Here is a 17530-nt window from a genome sequence, read left to right on the forward strand (position 1 = left end):
AAGCAATCGAAAGCCGAGACACCGAACTGCCCACCCCCCCCACCTACTACGGCTGGGACGCCGACCGCCTCATCCACACCGAACGCCAGCAGCATGGCGACGACACCCGCCACATAGAACACACCATCTACGAACCGGGCAGCTTCACCCCCCTGGTGCGCCTGAGCACCACGGCCAGCGGCGACCCCCAAGACCAGCCCCACCTGCTGGTGCAAGCCATCACCGCAGGCCTGCCCGACCAGGACGACCCCAACCACACGCCGGCCCTGGCCCTCATGCAAACCATGCTCAGTGCCATGCCGCGCGACATGCAGCAAGACGCTGCCCGCCACCTGCGCCACACCCTGGACCACGGCCTGCCGCCAAGTGCCCAGGCCATGCTGGGCGAACAGGCCGAAAGCACCGCGCGCCTGCTCACCGGCATGCAGACCCAACTGCAGCAACAGGAAAAAGAGCGGCAACAGCGCATCGCGATTCACCACTACCACTGCGACCACCTGGGCACGCCCATGGCGCTGACGGACCAGACCGGCCAGGTGGCCTGGGCCGCCAAGCTGGACCCCTGGGGCAATGTGCTGCAGGAGTACAACCCGCAGGGCATCCACCAGGCGATCCGGCTGCCGGGGCAGCACCATGACAGGGAAACGGGGCTGTATTACAACCGGCATCGGTATTACGATCCGGTGCTGGGGAGTTATATCAATCAGGACCCGATTGGTTTGATGGGTGGATGGAACTTATCTGGATATTCAGAAGGTTCTCCCTTGAATTATTTCGATCCAGTCGGACTCGCCACAAAGGAGCAAGTTGATACAGCGGTTAACGTGCTGAAGGGGCAATTCCCCGAAATACTAAAAACACCGAAATCAGTTACTGGCGTTGTAGGTTTATCTGGAACGCTTGGGCAAGTTCTTGCCGGCAGAACAGATCTTAGTGGGAATATTCAATACAACGCAGATATTTATGGCGAAGACGGCGTTTCCATGTGTGATAGTAAATTAGATGATTTTCTTCAAACAATGGCGCATGAAATGCAGCATTTAAACGAGAGTGTTTTTGATAGAATTGGATTAAGTACGGGTCAGCTACTGAACAGGATTTCGCCAAAATTTTCTAGCATCGAAGATATTATTGACCATAATGCAGATATTATGTATCAATCCACCATAAATAAATACAAAAGCATTATAAATGGTGAAAAATAAATTGATTATTAGAGTAATAATATATATAGCTCTAGCATTGTGTATATTATTATTATTGATACTTGGAGATTTTAGCCGTGGAATATAAATAAACTTCGTGATCAATGATATTGCAGATGGAACAAAATAAATTACGTTTTCCTATAAAAATAGGGCATGCCTACTGGAAAAATTTGCATTTCCCCTAGGACATAGAAATGAATATACAAAAAAAAGGGGCAAGCAATTTTACTTCAGGCTTTGTTGGATGAAATAAGAGGCAGTGGCATTATTTACATCAACAGCAAAGACAAGTCAGTTAGAAGAAAAATTTCCGAGGATTTGAAAAATATCCAGATTCATCTGCTACTGAGTAAAAAGCCCTTTACTCCAGGAGCGAGCAGGGGAAAGATGTTCTTTTTTCGAACATGCCCACGCATGGCAGGATGACCATGCAAACTCCGGATGAATCGCAGTCATACAGTTGCTTTGAGAAAATTTATTATCAGAATAATGCTCAATAAATTTCCCAAATAATCTCATTGCAGCGTTATTATAAAGATTTTTTATGGATTTCAACATTTACTATTTAATGATGAACTTTTATTGAAAGGAGTTTTCTGGAAATAATCAAATATATTTGTCAATTTATTCTGGCAATTCTGAATAACACATTCCATTTCCAAGAGGGACACATGACCGCAAAAACCACCCAAACCCTGATCCGCATCCTGCTCGCCACCCTGTCTCTCTCCGCAGCCACTGCCACCTACGCCGCGCAGTGCCCGCTGATTCCCGATGGCAATGCCACTCTGGAAGAGTCCGAGAGAGCTGCACTGCTCAGCGAGTTCAAGTTCGAGGCGCTGGACAAGGAGCTGGCCCGCAAGCACAAGAAGAATCTTTCTTCCTCGGGCGGGGACTTGTTGACCATGCGGGAGCTGCTGGGACTGCAGCAACTGAGCCTGCAGGAAGAGAACGTGATGCGCATGTGGGCGGATCAGCAGCCCAAGTCGTTCTTTGCCCAGCTCAATGCGGGCCTCTATTACGGCAACAAGGCATTTGGCGCCCGCGGCAACGCGCCGGCTTCCAGTGTGACGGGCAGCCAGTGGAACAGTGTCAAGCAGCTCAGCGCGAAGGCCCAGCCGTATCTGCAAAAGGCCATGGCGCTGGATGCCCGCTCGGCCTTGCCGCAGACGATGCTGATTGGATTGGCCGCGATGGAAAACCAGGTGGGAGGGCGTACTGCGGCGCAGTGGCTGCAGGCGGCCGATCAGGCCGATCCCAAGAACCTGGCGGCCCGCGTCAATGCCCTCAATTACCTGAGCCCGCGCTGGGGCGGGTCCTTGGAGGGCCTGGACCAAATGGTGACACAGGCCGTGAAGTCGCTGCCATCGACCAGCGCCGGCTATCTCCAATACAACCTGGTGCTTGCCAAGGCCAGCCATTACGAAGTCGTCGAGAAGGACAAGAGCAAGGCCCAGGCCCTCTACAAACAGGCCAAGGACATGTGCGACAACTCGGAGGCCGCACGGGCGGGCATGGTCAGGACGTACCAGTAATCAGGAAAAAAGGCAGGCCCAAAGGCCTGCCTTTTTTTCTCGCCCACAGCCTGCGGGCACACACACCCTCAAAACGTCGCCGAAGGCAGATCCTGCCGACTGAACACCAGCGACACCTTGGCTTCTTCCGGAATGGGCGGCAGTGAAGCATCCCATTGCTGCCAGGCCTGGCGCAGTTCAGCCAGGCGCTGGAGCTCGCGGTCGCGCAGGTTGGCGCGTTCGCGCGGGTCCTGGGCCACGTTGAAGAGGTATTCCACGCCTTCGATCTGCAGGTATTTCCAGTCGCCGCGCACCAGGGCGCGCTGGGCGCGGTGCTTCATGCGCCAGCACAGGTCGCGCTCGGGGTTCCAGGCGCCATCGTCCATCAGGGGCAGCAGGCTGATGCCGTCCAGCGGGTAGTCGGCGTGGCCGTGCACGCCGGCGGCGGCCAGGAAGGTGGCCGACCAGTCCATGGTCAGGTTGGGGGTGTCGCTGACGGCGCCTGCCGGCATGCGGTCAGGCCAGCGCGCCACCAGGGGCACGCGGATGCCGCCTTCGAGCAGGTCCATCTTCTGGCCGATGAAGGGCCAGTTGTTGGAGAAGCGTTCGCCGCCGTTGTCGCTGGTGAAGACGATGAGCGTGTTCTCGGCCATGCCCTTTTTCTCGAGCGCGTCCAGCACCCAGCCAATGCCTTCGTCCATGTGGTGGATCATGCGCTGGTAGGTCTCGATGGTGCCGCCGTCGGTGTGCTTGCCGAAGCCGCCGATGCGCCGCGATTCCTCCAGGTCGTCGCGCGTGAGCCAGGGCCAGTGCGGGGCGCTGTAGTGCAGGGACAGGTAGAAGGGCTTGTCGGCCGTCTGGCGCTCGACGAAGTCCACGGCGCGGCGGCTCAGCAGGTCGGTGAGGTAGCCCTCTTCCTCGTGCGGCTCCTCGTTGATCCAGAAATCGGGGCGGCCGCGCGGGTCGCAGTGGGCGAAGTAGTCGGCGCCGCCTGCGTGAAAGCCGTAGAACTCCTCGTAGCCCGACATGCGCGGGCCGAAATGCGGCGGGTAGCCCAAGTGCCATTTGCCGACCAGGGCGGTGGCGTAGCCGGCGTCGCGCAGCAGCGAGGCCACGGTGGGGTGGTCGGGCGGCAGGCCCAGCACCTTGTCGCCGTGGACGCTGGCGATCGGCTCCTCGGCCGCACCGCGCAGGCGGTACTGCCAGCGGCCCGTGGCCAGCGCAAAGCGCGTGGGCGAGCACACGGCCGAGTTGGAATAGCCACGCGTGAAGCGCATGCCCTGCGCGGCCATGGCGTCCAGGCGGGGCGAGACATCGGTGGCGCGGCTGTGCGCATCGCGCGCGCCCGTGCAGCCGAGGTCGGCGTAGCCGAGGTCATCGGCCAGGATGAAGATCAGATTGGGGCGCTGGGTTGCCATGGGAGCCAGAAGACAGTGGATGCGTTGGGAAAGGGAGTATCGCCAAAACGGCGGTGCCTCAGGGCCACAGGCCCTAGTGGCGGCTTCAGTCGTTGGTCAGGTGGATGCGCTTGACCAGGGCGGCCCACTGCGCGGACTGTCCCTTGGCGCGCGCCTGGGCCTCGGCCACGGTGGAGCCGACCATCTCGATGTCCAGGGCCTTGGCGCGTTCCTTTTGCTCCGGCGCGCGGATGGCCTCGTTCATGGCATCGACAAAGCGCTTTTGCACAGCGGGCGGCACGCCCTTGGGTGCGGCCAGCAGGATCCAGAAGGTGCCGTCGAACTCGGGAAAGCCCGATTCGGCGATGGTCGGCAGCTCGGGCGCCAGCGCCGAGCGCGTCTTGCCCGAGGTGGCCAGGGCGATCAGCTTGCCGCCCTGGACCTGGGGGAATACCGTGGGGCCGGCCAGGAAGCCGCAGTCCACCTGGCCGCCCAGCAGGTCCTGCATGGCCGGCGCCGGTCCCTTGTAGGGTACGTGGACCATCTTGGCGCCCGAGGTGGCCAGCAGCGATTCCATGACCAGGTGGCCCGGCGAGCCCGCGCCGCCCGAGGCATAGGTCAGCTCGCGCGTCTTGCTGGCGGCCACCATGTCCTTGACGGACTTGAAGCCCGTGCCCGGGCCGCACACAAGGGTCTGCGAGAAGCGCGCGGCCACGACCAGGGTTTCCAGCGCATCGGCCTTGTAGCCCATGTTCTTGTAGACATGGGGGTTGACGGTGAGCACGGGGTCCATGGCCCACAGCCAGGTGTAGCCATCGGGCGCGGAGCGCGCGACCTCGGCCGCGCCGATGTTGCCATTGGCGCCGGGCTTGTTGTCCACCACCACGGCCTGGCCCAGCGCGGCCTGCATGGCGGCGGCCACGGGGCGCAGCGAGATGTCGGACGGGCCGGCCGGCGGATTGGGCACGACGATGCGTATGGGCCTGGCCTTGGGCCATTCCTGGGCCAGGGCGGGCGCCGCGCACAGCACGGCGGCGGTCAGGGCCACGGCGGCACGCGCCAGGGCTGCGAGGGGGCTGGGCATACTTGTCTCCTTGTCGTTGTCTTGCGGCCAATGTACGCAGGCCGCAGACAATGCATCTAATCCATCATCCCTAGCGTAAACCCGAAACCGGCCCGCGAGCCCATGACCGACCTCCACCGCTGGCGCCACCCCGCCGTGCTCGACGACATGTTCCTCTACCACCTGGCGCGGCTGCAGGCGGCGGCCGGGAGCCGTGTGGTGCGCCTGTGCGAGGGCCGCTACGGCATTACGCGGCGCGAGTGGCGCATGCTCTGCCTGCTGGCCGAGGCCGGGCAGCTGCAGCCCTCGCAGCTGGCCGAGCAGGCGCAGCTGGACCGCACGCGCACCTCGCGCGCGGTCACGGCGCTGCTGGCCAAGGGGCTGTTGTGGAAAGAGAGCCAGGTGGGCGATGCGCGCCGCGCGCTGCTGCGCCTGAGCGACACGGGCCGCGCCCTGCATGCCGAGCTGTTCCCGCAGGTGCAGGCCATCAACCGCGAGCTCATGGACGCCGTGCCCGAGCCCGAGCTGCAGGCCATGGCCAGTGCCTTTGCCCGCATCCGTACCCGGGCGCGGGAACTGGAGGCAAGCAGCCCGCCGCCCAAGGCGCCGCGCAACCGCAAGCGCACGGCTTCGACCTGACAGGGCCGACAGACAAGCATGCTCCAATGGCACGCAGATCAACTCTGCGGCCTTTCCCATGAAAGCTCTACTCCTCGGCCTGGCGGCCGCCATCTGCGCAAGTACCACCATGGCCGCAGCGGCCACGACCGTCCTTGGCGAAAAGCCGCTGCAGGCAACGGGGCCACTTGACCCACTGCGGGGAGTTCTGCTGACGCCGAGCCAAAGCGCGCCGCCGGTCGTACTGATCGTCCCCGGCTCAGGCCCCACCGACCGCAACGGCAACAGCCCGTTCGGCCTCAAAGCCTCGACCTACCAACTGCTCGCACAGGAACTGGCCACCCAGGGCATTGCCACCGTACGCATCGACAAACGTGGCATGTTCGAAAGCTACAAGGCCGTGGAGGACCCCAATGCCGTGACCATCCAGGCCTATGCCGAAGATGTGCACCACTGGGTGGACGCCATCCGCAGCGAGACCGGTGCCCAATGCGTCTGGGTGCTGGGACACAGTGAAGGTGGACTGGTCGCTCTGGAGGCTGGCCAGGGCCGCTCTGATATCTGCGGACTGATATTGGTAGCAGCTCCTGGTCGCCCAATGGGGCAGACGCTTCGGGAACAGCTCAAGGAAGACCCCGCCAATGCACCGATCCTGGACCAGGCGTTACCGGTCATCGATGCTCTGGAAGCAGGCAGGCGCGTGGATACCCGCCAGATGGACAGGCCGCTCAACACCATGTTCCATGCCAGCGTACAAGGCTTTCTCATCAACACCTTCGCGCTGGACCCCGCTCGCCTGATAGCGGGCTATTCCAAACCCGTGCTCATCATTCAAGGTGAGCGCGACCTGCAGATCAAGCCAAAGGATGCTCAGCGTCTGGCCAAGGCTGCACCGAACGCCAAGCTTGTGCTGTTGCCCGCCACCAACCATGTGCTCAAGAAGGTGGAGACCAACGATCGCGCTGCCAATCTTGCAACCTATGACAAGGAGGGGCTGCCGCTAGTGCCCGGGGTTTCCAGCACCATTGCCCGGTTCATAACGTCAGCCACCGTGAAGCGATAGGCGAACCGTTGGCTCAACCCTGCAGGTACACCACATGCGTGTGCGTGTACTCGTACAGGCCGTGCTTGCCATCAGCCCCGCCCACGCCGGACTTGCGCACGCCCGCATGGAAGCCCTGCATGGCCTCGAAGTTCTCGCGGTTGATGTAGGTCTCGCCGAAGTCGATCTCGCGCATGGCCTGCATGGCCTTGGACAGGTCACGCGTGTACAGCGACGAGGTCAGGCCGTACTCGCAATCATTGGCCAGGGCGATGGCCTCGTCCAGGTCCTCCACCACCTGGATGGGCAGCACGGGGCCGAAGATTTCCTTGCGCATGATCTCCATGCCGGCATGGCAGCCGGCCAGCACCGTGGGCTGGAAGTGAAAGCCCGCGCCCAGGTCTGCGGCCTGCCCGCCCGTGACCAGTTGCGCGCCGTCGGCGATGGCCTGGCGCACCTTGGCCTGCACGCTGTCCAGGCCCTTTTGGTTGATCAGCGGGCCCATTTCCACGTCGGGCCGCGCAATCGGGTCGCCATAGCGCGTGGCGGCCATGGCCTGGGCGATGCGGGCCGTGAACTCGTCGGCCACCTGGCGCTGCACATAGACGCGTTCGGCGCAGTTGCAGACCTGGCCGGTGTTGATGATGCGCGAGTCGCGGATGGCGCGCACGGCCAGGTCCAGGTCGGCATCGGCCAGCACGATGGCCGGGGCCTTGCCGCCCAGCTCCAGGTTGAGCTTGGTGATGTGGGGCGCGGCGGCAGCGGCGATGCGCTCGCCCGTGGCCACGCTGCCCGTGAAGCTGACCATGTCCACGCCCGCATGGCCGGCCAGCGCAGCGCCCGTGCCGCCCTGGCCATAGACCACGTTGAACACGCCCGCCGGCAGCTCACACTGGGCCAGCAGCTCGGTGAAGGCATGGCAGTTGATGGGCGTTTCCTCGCTGGGCTTGATGACGATGGTGTTGCCCGTGAGCAGGGCCGGCGCCATCTTGCGGGCGATCAGGAAGAAGGGAAAGTTCCAGGGCAGGATGCCCGCGACCACGCCCAGCGGCTTGCGCAGCAAAAAGATCTGCTCGTTGGCCCGGTCGCTGGTGATGACCTCGCCCTCGATGCGGCGTGCCCATTCGGCCATGTAGTCCAGATAGTCGGCGGTGAAGTTCACCTCGACCTCGGCCAGGCCCAGGACCTTGCCCTGCTCCTCGGTGATGGTGCGCGCAATGCGCGCGGCGTTGTCGCGGATGCGGGCCGCCACGCGGCGCAGGTACTGCGCGCGCTCCACGGCCGGGCGGCGCGCCCAGGCTTTGTGGGCGCCGCGCGCAGCGGCGATGGCGCGGTCCACATCGGCCTGGCAGGACAGGGGCGAGCGCGCCAGCACCGCGCCCGTGGCGGGGTTGGTCACCTCATGCAGTTCGGCGCTGTCGGTGAAGCTGCCGGCGATGAAATTGCGCAGCACGGTAGGGGATGCCATGGAGTTCTCCTTGGGTTCAGTAGGTGCGGGATGCAGGGGCCGCCTGATCCGTGGCTTGCGTGGCGCGATAGCGCCCCAGATTGGCCAGCGCGGCCTGGCGCAGCAGGCTGATGTCGATGCCCACGGCGATGAAGCGGCAGCCCCAGTCCGCATAGCGGCGTGCATCCTCCTCGCGCGGCGCGAGGATGCCGCAGGCCTTGCCGGCGGCCAGCGTGGCCTGGACGGTGCGGCGTATGGCGTCCTGCACCTCGCCCTGGCTGGCGTCGCCCGCATGGCCCATGCCCGTGGACAGGTCGGCGGGGCCGATGAAGACGGCGTCCACACCCTCGACGGCCGCAATCTCGGCGGCGTTGGCCACGCCCCGGGGCGATTCGATCTGCACGATCAGGCACAGCTGTTCATGCGCCGTGCGGATGTAGTCGGACACGGCATCCCAGCGCGTGGCCCGCGTCAGGCCGCCGCCCACGCCGCGCACGCCATGGGGCGGGTAGCGCATGGCGCGCACCAGTTCGCGCGCCTGTTCGGCCGTCTCCACCATGGGCACCATCAGCGTCTGCACGCCCACGTCCAGCAGTTGCTTGATGAGCACGGCGTCGCCCTGCACGGCACGCACCACCGGGTGCGTGGCGTAGGGCGCCACGGCCTGCAACTGGCCCAGCAGCGTGGGCACGGTGTTGGGGGCATGCTCGCCATCGACCAGCATCCAGTCGTAGCCCGTGGTGGCGATGATCTCGGCCGCATAGGGCGTGGCAAGGCCGGCCCAGATGCCGTACAGCGGCTCGGCGCGCCGCAGCGCGGCCTTGAAGGGGTTGGCAGGCAGTTGCATGGCAGGCTCCTTCAGTGCGTGTACGGGCGGTGCAAGGCGCACTCGGGATTGAGCTCCACGCCGAAGCCAGGCTTGTCCAGCGCTGACAGGCGCATGCGGCCATTGACGGGCACGGGCTCGCCCAGCAGTTGCGGATGGAACATGGGCACGACCTCGTCGGCCTTGGGGGCCATCATCAGGAACTCGGCAAACGGGCTGTTGTGGCGCGTGGCCACGAAGTGGTAGCTGTAGACGCTGGAGCCATGCGGAATGACCAGGGCCTGGTGGGCATCGGCCAGGGCCGAGATCTTGAGCAGTTCGGTGATGCCGCCGCACCAGCCCACGTCGGGCTGGATGATGTCGCAGCAGCCCATCTCCAGCAGCTGGCGAAAGCCCCAGCGCGTGGCCTCGTGCTCGCCCGTGGTCACCAGCATGCCGGTGGGCACGTTCTTGCGCAGGGCCGCGTAGCCCCAGTAGTCGTCGGGCGGCAGGGCCTCCTCGATCCACTTGAGGCCATGGGCCTGCGCACCCTGGGCCAGGCGCGTGGCGTAGTTCACGTCCAGGCTCATCCAGCAGTCCAGCATGAGCCAGAAGTCCGGGCCCACGCGCTCACGCATGGTGGCCAGTTCCTGCAGATTGCGGCGCAGGCCCTCCTCCCCTTCGGCCGGGCCGTGGTGCAGCGGCATCTTGCCGCCGATGAAGCCCATCTTCTGCGCCAAGTCGGGCCGCGCGCCCGTGGCGTAGAACTGCAGCTCGTCGCGCACGGCGCCGCCCAGCAGCTGGTGCACGGGCTCGCCGCGCACCTTGCCCAGCAGGTCCCACAGCGCCAGGTCCACGCCCGAGATGGTGTTGATGACGATGCCCTTGCGGCCGTAGTACAGCGTGGACAGGTACATCTGGTCCCAGATGCGTTCGATGTCGGTGACCCGGGCGCCTTCGAGGAAACGCGCCAGGTGCTTTTCGACGATGTAGGCCGCAGGCTCGCCGCCCGTGGTCACGGCAAAGCCCACGCGTCCGGCGCTGTCCTCGATCTCCACCACCAGCGTGCCCAGCACGTTGATGCCGAAGCTGCGGCGGCTTTGCCGGTACTCGGGGTACTTGGCCATGGGCGTGGCGATGTGGTCGTCGATCCAGTGGCCGTCGGACTGGTCGTGGTAGTCGGCGCCGCCGCCCTTGAGCGTGAAGGCGCGCACCTGCTTGATGGTGGGGATCTGTGTCATGGGATGGTTCTGCTCCGTGTGCAAGGGGTTCAGGCGGCCGCCGGTGCGGCCAGGGCCGGCGCCAGGCGTGCGCGCACGCCCAGCACCAGGGCCGCAGCCAGCAGCGTGGTGCCGGCCAGCAGGTACAGGCCGGCCGCCGGGGAGTGGAAAAAGCCCTCGGCCCAGTTCTTGACGATGGGGGCGATGAAGCCGCCCACGGCGCCGAGGGAGTTGATGAAGGCGATGCCGCCAGCGGCCGCAGCGCCGGCCAGCGTGTTGGCGGGAAAGGTCCAGAACACGGGCTGCACGGCGATGAAGCCGGCCGCCGCCAGGCACAGCGCGGCCACACCCAGCAGCGGGCTGGAGAAACTCACCGATGCAGCCATGCCCACGGCAGCCATCACCAGCGTCAGGCTGGCGATGCCGCGCGGCTGGCCTGTTCGCTCGGCATGGCCCGGAATCCACCAGGCGGCCAGCAGCGCGCACAGCCAGGGAATGGCCGAGACCACGCCCACCAGCAGGCCCACCTTGGTGCCCAGCAGGCCCGCCACCTGGCTGGGCAGGTAGAACACCACGCCATAGACGCTGGCCTGGATCAGCAGGTAGATCAGCGCCAGGTAGAGCACGCGCGGCTGGCACAGCGCGGCCAGCAGGCTGTGGCCGTGGCTGCCCTTGGCGCGCTCTTCGCTGTCGAGAATGTCCTGCAGCAGCGCCTTGTCCTCGCGGCTGAGCCAGGTGGCGTCGGCGGGGCGGTTGTCCAGGTGGAAATACGCCCAGATGCCCACGGCCACGGCCATCAGCCCCTCCACCGCGAACAGCCACTGCCAGCCGTGCCAGCCGCCCATGCCGTCCAGCTCCAGCAGCAGGCCCGACAGCGGGCTGCCGAAGATGAAGGCCAGCGGCGCGCCGAAGTAGAAAAATCCCATGGCCTGAGCGCGGTGCGCTGCCGGGAACCAGTAGGTCAGGTACAGGATGACGCCGGGGAAGAACCCCGCCTCGGCCACGCCCAGCAAAAAGCGCAGCACGTAGAACGTGGTCTGGTCGTGGGCGAACATCATGGCCGCCGACACCAGGCCCCAGGTGACCATGATCCGGCACATCCACATGCGGGCGCCCACGCGGTGCATGATCAGGTTGCTGGGCACTTCCAGCAGCGCATAGCCTGCGAAAAACACGCCCGCGCCAAAGGCGAAGGCGGCATCGCTGATGCCGGTATCGGCCTGGAAGGCCACCTTGGCAAAGCCCACGTTGGCCCGGTCCAGGAAGGCCATGATGTACATGAGCAGCAAAAAGGGCAGCAGGCGCCAGGAGATCCTGGCGAGCAGGGGAGCGGGGAGTTTTTTCATGACGGTCCTGAAGGCGATGGAGAGCCATCACGCCCACAAAAATGGGGGCGCTGAAGGCGTGCTTTTTCGGAAGGCGAGAGGCGGCTGCGGCTTGGTGCCGGTCGCATCAGCGCGTCATGAAACAGGCGATGGGCTGTGCATGTCTTGTCTCCTGGATTGGGTCTGTTTTTTCTTGTCGCAGGGCCAATGTACGGCGCATGATCGATGCTCAACAAATCGAATTTCGGTCACATCCGATACCTTGCGCTTATGCCTGCGAACACGCCCGAATCCGCCCCGCCCGTGCTGCACCGCAGCCTGCTCAACCGCCTGCGCTACAAGCACCTGCACATGCTGGTGGCGCTGGGATCGAGCCTGAACCTGCACCGCGCATCGCTGAGCCTGGCCATGTCCCAGCCTGCGGCCACGCGCATGCTGCGCGAGATCGAGGACATGTTCGGCTGCCAGCTGTTCGAGCGCCTGCCGCGCGGCATGCGGCCCACGGCGCTGGGCGCGCAGCTGGTGCGGTTTGCCGAGGCTTCGCTCAACAGCCTGGACCGCTGCGCCGAGGACCTGGCCGCGCGCCGCCAGGGCGGCTACGGCTACCTGTCCATCGGCACCATCATGGGCGCCGCACCCGACCTGGTGATGACGGCCGTGGCGCGCATGAAGGCGCAAAGCCCGCAGCTGCGGTTGCGCATCATGGGCGACACCAGCGACCAGGTGCTGCGCCTGCTGGACCAGCGGCGCATCGACATGGCCATTGCGCGGCGCAGCCCTGCGGCCCACAGCAGCAGCTACAGCTTCGAGGAACTGGGCAACGAGCGGCTGCTGGTCGTCGTGCGCAGCGGCCATCCGCTGACACGCCGGCGCAAGCTGGGCTGGCAAGAGCTTGTCGGCGACTGGCCCTGGATACTGCAGCCGACCACCAGCCCCGCACGCATCGCGATCGACCAGCTGCTGCAGCGCCTGGAGCTGCCCGCGCCCGCCGACATCATCGAATGCAGCTCGGTGTACTCCATGCAGCAACTGGTGCAGCTGACCGACGCCGTGATGCTGCTGTCCGAATCCGCGCTCAAGGACTATCTGCGCATGGGCCTGGTCAGGGCGCTGCCGGTCTGCATCGACGTGCCCATGGCGCCCTTCGGCATCCTCACCCGCACCGACGACGCGCCCACGCAGGAGCAGCAGCGCTTCATCGCGCTGCTGCGTGCGCAGGCCCGGGGGCTGGCTCAGGCGGGTTGAGCCAGCACCTGCCCCATCGCGGCCTGGAACCTCGGATCCAGCATGGCGCTGACGTTGCACCGCGACCAGCGCGAGACAGCCGAGGGATCGACATGGAAGACACGGCCCGGCGCCATGCTGAGCTTGCGCGGCACCAGCTGCTCGGCCAGGCGCAGCGAGTCCAGCACACCGGGGAAGGCCACCCACAGGTACAGGCTTTGCGGGCTGCGCGCAAAGACTTCGCAGCCGTGGGCATCCAGCCAGCCCAGCGCCTGGGCCGTGGCCTGGCCCAGCTTGTGGCGCAGGCGCACCAGGTGGCGCTCGTAGTGGCCTTCGCGCAGCATCACGTCCACCATGCGCTCGCAGTACTCGGAGCCGCTGACGTGGATCAGCGCCTTGAGGTCGGCCAGGTCGCTGGCCAGCGCATCGTTGCAGGCGATGAAACCCACGCGCAGCGCGGCCGAGAAGGACTTGGAGAAGCTGCCGATGTAGATGGTGCGCTCCAGCTGGTCCAGCGTGGACAGGCGCACGGCCGAGGTGGGCTTGAAGTCGGCCAGCGGATCGTCCTCGACGATGAGCAGGTTGTGACGCTCGGCCAGCTGCAGCACCTTGTAGGCCTTGGCGGCCGAGATGTCCGAGCCCGTGGGATTGTGGGCCAGCGACTGCGTGAAGAACAGGCGCGGCCGATGCTGGGCCAGCAGTGATTCGAGCGCGGCCACGTCGGGCCCGTCGGCCAGGCGCGGCACGCCGACCACATGGGCGCCAGCCAGCCTGAGCTTGCCGAACAGCGGGTAGTAGCCGGGCTCGTCCACGAGCACGGTGGCCCCCGGCGGCACGAAGTAGCGGATGACCAGGTCCATGGCCTCGTTGGCGCCGTGGGTCAGCACCAGCTGGCCCGGCGTGGCCTGCAGGCCGAAGTCACCCAGCTTGCGCACCAGGCTGTCGCGCAGCGGCGCATAGCCGTAGCGGCTGCCGTAGCGGAACAGCGATCCCAGCCCCGTGCGCACCACCTTCTGGTGGTAGCGGTCCAGCCGCATGTCGGCCAGCCATTCCACGGGCGGAAAGCCGTCGCCCACGCCCACGCAGTCGGGCTGGGTCTTGAGCTGCTCGCGCATCAGCCAGACGATGTCCATGGCCCGACCCAGCTGGCCCGCGTCCTCATCGGTGCGCTGGGCACCGCGCCCCGTGCCCAGCACGTAAAAGCCCGAGCCCCGGCGCGGCTCCACGATGCCGCGCGAGACCAGCAGGTCGAAGGCCGAGACCACGGTGTTCTTGGCATAGCGGTGCAGTTGCGCCAGCTCGCGCAGCGAGGGCAGCTTGTCGCCGGGGCGGTACACGCCGTCGGCGATCTGCTGGCCGATCAGGTCGGCCAGCTTCTCGGCAATGGGGGCCGAGCGCCCTCTGGTGTCTGCCATGCGCCCTCCGTTCATGTTGCAGTGCGATGGTACTGTTCCCCGAAACTGTACCTTTTGAAAGCGGTACAGTTTTCCTACAGTCCGGCGACCAGAGTTTTGATTCGAGGAGATGTCTTCCATGGTTGCCGATTCGCGCCTGCCCAATTTCCGTGCCCTCACACCGGCCCAGCGCCGGGATTTCCTGGCCGATGCCTGCAGCCTGTCCGATGCCGAGCGCGCCCTGCTCGCCGCCCCCGGCGCCCTGCCCCTGGCGCTGGCCGACGGCATGATCGAGAACGTGTTCGGCAGCTTCGAGCTGCCGCTGGGCGTGGCCGGCAATTTCCGCGTCAACGGCCGCGACGTGCTGGTGCCCATGGCGGTGGAGGAGCCCTCGGTGGTGGCCGCCGCCTCGTACATGGCCAAGCTGGCGCGCGAGGACGGGGGCTTTCAGACCTCGAGCACGCTGCCGCTGATGCGCGCCCAGGTCCAGGTGCTGGGCGTGACCGATCCGCACGGCGCACGCCTGGCCGTGCTGCAGGCGCGTGCGCAGATCATCGAGCGCGCCAACAGCCGCGACAAGGTGCTGATCGGCCTGGGCGGCGGCTGCAAGGACATCGAGGTCCACGTCTTCCCCGACACGCCGCGCGGCCCCATGCTGGTGGTCCACCTGATCGTGGACGTGCGCGACGCCATGGGCGCCAACACCGTCAACACCATGGCCGAATCGGTGGCACCCCTGGTCGAGCAGATCACGGGCGGCAGCGTGCGGCTGCGCATCCTGTCCAACCTGGCCGACCTGCGGCTGGCCCGCGCCCGCGTGCGGCTCACGCCGCAGACCCTGGCCACGCAGGAGCGCAGCGGCGAGGAGATCATCGAAGGCGTGCTGGACGCCTATACCTTCGCGGCCATCGACCCCTACCGCGCGGCCACGCACAACAAGGGAATCATGAACGGCATCGACCCCGTCATCGTGGCCACGGGCAACGACTGGCGCGCGGTCGAGGCCGGCGCCCATGCCTATGCCAGCCGCAGCGGCAGCTACACCTCGCTCACGCGCTGGGAAAAGGACAGCAGCGGCGCCCTGGTCGGCAGCATCGAGCTGCCCATGCCCGTGGGCCTTGTCGGCGGCGCCACCAAGACCCATCCGCTGGCACGCCTGGCGCTGAAGATCATGGACCTGCAGTCCGCCCAGCAGCTGGGCGAGATCGCCGCCGCCGTGGGCCTGGCGCAGAACCTGGGCGCCCTGCGCGCCCTGGCCACCGAAGGCATTCAGCGCGGCCACATGGCCCTGCATGCCCGCAACATCGCCCTGGTGGCCGGCGCCACGGGCGACGAGGTCGATGCCGTGGCGCGCCAGCTGGCCGCCGAGCACGACGTGCGCACCGACCGCGCGCTGGAAGTGCTGGCCGCGCTGCGCGCCAGGGCCTGACCAGCGCGCGGCCCCACAAACAAAAACCCAAGGAGACACACATGACAAGCAAGGATCCCGCCGACTGGCGGCTGGCCGAGGTCTGGGGCGACACCGTGGACCTGCGCCACCTGGCCTGGGCGATTGCCATCGGCACCGGCATCAGCGTGCTGGGCTTCTACCTGGCCAGCCGCTGGCTGGCCACGGTGGTCGAGTCGCGCCAGCTGGCCCACGCCTACGCCATGCTCGCGGGCCTGGCAGGCTGCGTGATCGCCGGCGTGATCTGCGCACGCGCCTTTCCGCCCAAGCGGGAAGTGACCGAGCTGGACACCTCGAACGACCCCGAATGGCGCCGCGAAGTGCTGGAGGAACTGGCGCGCCAGCCCGGAGGCCTGGGCACGGTGCAGGACCTGCCGCCCGCCGTGGTGCAGGAACTCAAGGAGCTCAAGCTCTACGAGCTGTTCGCCGACAAGGCCGGGAGGGCATGAGATGGAAACCCTGCTGACCAATGACATCGCCGTCGCGGCCGCGATGGGACTGATAGGCGCCGTGGTGTTCGCCGCCATCGGCCTGGTCTCCGGCACGGACGAGACCACCACGCTGGCCCCGCTCACCCTGCTGGTGGTGCTGCTGGGCGTGCCCCACATCGCGCTGCGCAAGATGGTCTCGGGCGGCATCGTCGCGGCCTTTGTCGCCGTGCCGCTGGCCGTGCTGTTCGCGGTGATGCTGGCGCCTTTCGGCAGCATGATCACCAAGACGGCGCCCTGGATCTTCCTGGCCGCCGCCCTCCTCATCGCCTACTTCTCGGCGGGGCGCTGGGCCTCGGTGATGCTGCTGATTCCGTTCGTGGTCGTCATCATTGCGCTGCAAAGCCTCACCGCCAAATACGAGGTCAAGCTCAGCATCAGCTACTTCCTGGGCATTGCCATCGGACCGCTGATTGCCGACCTGTTCACCGTGATCTCGCCGGCCGGCCGCCAGCGCATGCTGCGCGACAAGGTGCGCCAGTTCAACCTGGCGCCCGACGTGAAGGGCTGGTCGGGCTACTTCCCCAACCCGCTCAAGGTGCTGGACCGCGTGCAGACGCGCTGGACCCTGGCCACGGCCACCATCTCCAGCGCCACCTTCGTCTTCAGCCCCGTGGCCATGACCGTGGTGCTGGGCGAGCTGGTGGGCTCGCGCATCAAGCATGCCTACCACCGCCTGACCACGGTGCTGAGCGCGCGCAACGGCGTGACCGAGGCCACCTACATCGCCGAGGCGCTGATCCCGCTGATCGCCTTCGGCCTGCCGCTGAGCCCCGTGGCCGCCGGCCCCGCCGCGCCGCTGTTCAACGCGCCGCCGCGCTTCACCGTCGATGCCGCCACGGGCCAGGTGAACAACCTGCACAACCTGCTCAGCCACTGGGAGTTCCTGGGCTACGGCATGCTGGCCGTGCTGCTGGCGGCCCTCGTGTCCTACCCCTTCGCCATGAACTTCGCGCGCAGCGCGGCGCTGTTCGTCTCGCGCCGGGTCAGCCACGAGGCCATCATCGCCACCTTCGTGGGCCTGATCATCGTCATCAGCGTCTGGGAAGGCCAGTTGCTGGGCCTGCTCGTGATCCTGACCATGGGCCTGCTCGGCGGCCTGCTGTCGCGCGGCTTCGGCTTCAACACCGGCGTGCAGTTCATGGGCTACTACACGGCCGTGCTGAGCGTTCCGGCGCTGGTGAAGCTGTTCTGATTTTTGCGCCGCAAGGGTCAGAACATTCTGAGATTTGGGGGCAGCGCCGCACCCGCCGCCCACAAGGCCCAAGGCCGTTGCCATACTGGGTCACAGAGGCCGCCGCACCGCTGGCGGCCTCTTCCTTTGTGTCTGGCTTTGTG

General features: G+C 65.8%; 15 protein-coding genes. 8 read left to right on the plus strand and 7 right to left on the minus strand.

The features are described 5' to 3' along the window. Together BW39_RS16730 and BW39_RS16735 are read left to right on the plus strand one after the other, a co-directional pair. On the plus strand, positions 1–1205 hold a 1205-nt coding region (locus BW39_RS16730; RefSeq protein WP_043823167.1), incomplete at its 5' end, for an RHS repeat-associated core domain-containing protein. 674 nt (positions 1206–1879) lie between these two features. Then, positions 1880–2743 carry a DUF4034 domain-containing protein gene (locus tag BW39_RS16735; RefSeq protein WP_043823169.1) on the plus strand — a complete coding sequence of 288 codons (864 nt, stop codon included), beginning with the start codon at positions 1880–1882 and terminating at the stop codon, positions 2741–2743. 68 nt (positions 2744–2811) lie between these two features. Here BW39_RS16735 and BW39_RS16740 read toward each other — a convergent pair whose 3' ends face one another. Next, the gene (locus BW39_RS16740; protein ID WP_043823171.1) at positions 2812–4140 is read right to left on the minus strand and encodes a sulfatase family protein; all 1329 of its coding nucleotides are present in this window, start codon (positions 4138–4140) and stop codon (positions 2812–2814) included. An 85-nt stretch (positions 4141–4225) separates the two neighbouring features. Further along, positions 4226–5203 carry a tripartite tricarboxylate transporter substrate binding protein gene (locus BW39_RS16745; protein ID WP_043823172.1) on the minus strand — a complete coding sequence of 326 codons (978 nt, stop codon included), beginning with the start codon at positions 5201–5203 and terminating at the stop codon, positions 4226–4228. 102 nt (positions 5204–5305) lie between these two features. Between BW39_RS16745 and BW39_RS16750 the strand changes: the two genes are divergently transcribed. Both BW39_RS16750 and BW39_RS16755 read left to right on the plus strand, forming a co-directional pair. Further along, positions 5306–5821, plus strand: coding sequence for a MarR family winged helix-turn-helix transcriptional regulator (locus tag BW39_RS16750; protein WP_034397793.1), 516 nt, complete (start codon positions 5306–5308; stop codon positions 5819–5821). A 58-nt stretch (positions 5822–5879) separates the two neighbouring features. Further along, a complete protein-coding gene (locus tag BW39_RS16755; RefSeq protein WP_043823175.1) occupies positions 5880–6863 on the plus strand; it encodes an alpha/beta hydrolase in 984 nt (327 codons plus the stop codon). 13 nt (positions 6864–6876) lie between these two features. Here the strand turns inward: BW39_RS16755 and aldA are convergent, their stop codons facing one another. From aldA to BW39_RS16775, 4 genes are read right to left on the minus strand one after another with little or no spacing between them, the layout of a single operon-like run. Next, entirely contained in the window at positions 6877–8310 is a 1434-nt protein-coding gene (gene aldA / locus BW39_RS16760) for an aldehyde dehydrogenase (RefSeq protein ID WP_043823177.1), read from the minus strand. A 16-nt stretch (positions 8311–8326) separates the two neighbouring features. Continuing rightward, entirely contained in the window at positions 8327–9136 is an 810-nt protein-coding gene (locus BW39_RS16765) for an HpcH/HpaI aldolase family protein (RefSeq protein WP_043823178.1), read from the minus strand. 11 nt (positions 9137–9147) lie between these two features. After that, a complete protein-coding gene (gene rhmD, locus BW39_RS16770) occupies positions 9148–10335 on the minus strand; it encodes an L-rhamnonate dehydratase (protein ID WP_043823180.1) in 1188 nt (395 codons plus the stop codon). A 29-nt stretch (positions 10336–10364) separates the two neighbouring features. Next, positions 10365–11660, minus strand: coding sequence for an MFS transporter (locus tag BW39_RS16775; protein ID WP_043823182.1), 1296 nt, complete (start codon positions 11658–11660; stop codon positions 10365–10367). A gap of 249 nt (positions 11661–11909) precedes the next feature. Here BW39_RS16775 and BW39_RS16780 point away from each other — a divergent pair, with 249 nt between their 5' ends. Then, positions 11910–12884, plus strand: coding sequence for a LysR family transcriptional regulator (locus BW39_RS16780; protein WP_235264227.1), 975 nt, complete (start codon positions 11910–11912; stop codon positions 12882–12884). Here the strand turns inward: BW39_RS16780 and BW39_RS16785 are convergent. Further along, the gene (locus BW39_RS16785; protein WP_043823186.1) at positions 12872–14278 is read right to left on the minus strand and encodes an aminotransferase-like domain-containing protein; all 1407 of its coding nucleotides are present in this window, start codon (positions 14276–14278) and stop codon (positions 12872–12874) included. The genes BW39_RS16780 and BW39_RS16785 overlap by 13 nt on opposite strands. 118 nt (positions 14279–14396) lie before the next feature. On the opposite strand from BW39_RS16785, the gene BW39_RS16790 reads away from it, so the two are divergent. The 3 genes from BW39_RS16790 to BW39_RS16800 are packed head-to-tail and all read left to right on the plus strand — an operon-like array spanning position 14397 to position 17387. Beyond that, entirely contained in the window at positions 14397–15686 is a 1290-nt protein-coding gene (locus tag BW39_RS16790) for a hydroxymethylglutaryl-CoA reductase, degradative (protein WP_043823435.1), read from the plus strand. 41 nt (positions 15687–15727) lie between these two features. Next, positions 15728–16153 (plus strand): hypothetical protein, encoded by a 426-nt coding sequence (locus BW39_RS16795; protein WP_016448616.1) that lies wholly within the window; start codon positions 15728–15730, stop codon positions 16151–16153. Position 16154: 1 nt separating this feature from the next. Next, on the plus strand, positions 16155–17387 hold the full coding sequence (locus BW39_RS16800; RefSeq protein WP_043823188.1) for a tripartite tricarboxylate transporter permease: 1233 nt from the start codon (positions 16155–16157) through the stop codon (positions 17385–17387). Positions 17388–17530: the final 143 nt, after the last annotated feature.

The sequence above is a fragment of the Delftia sp. RIT313 genome, assembly GCF_000632165.1.
Lineage (GTDB): Bacteria > Pseudomonadota > Gammaproteobacteria > Burkholderiales > Burkholderiaceae_C > Comamonas > Comamonas acidovorans.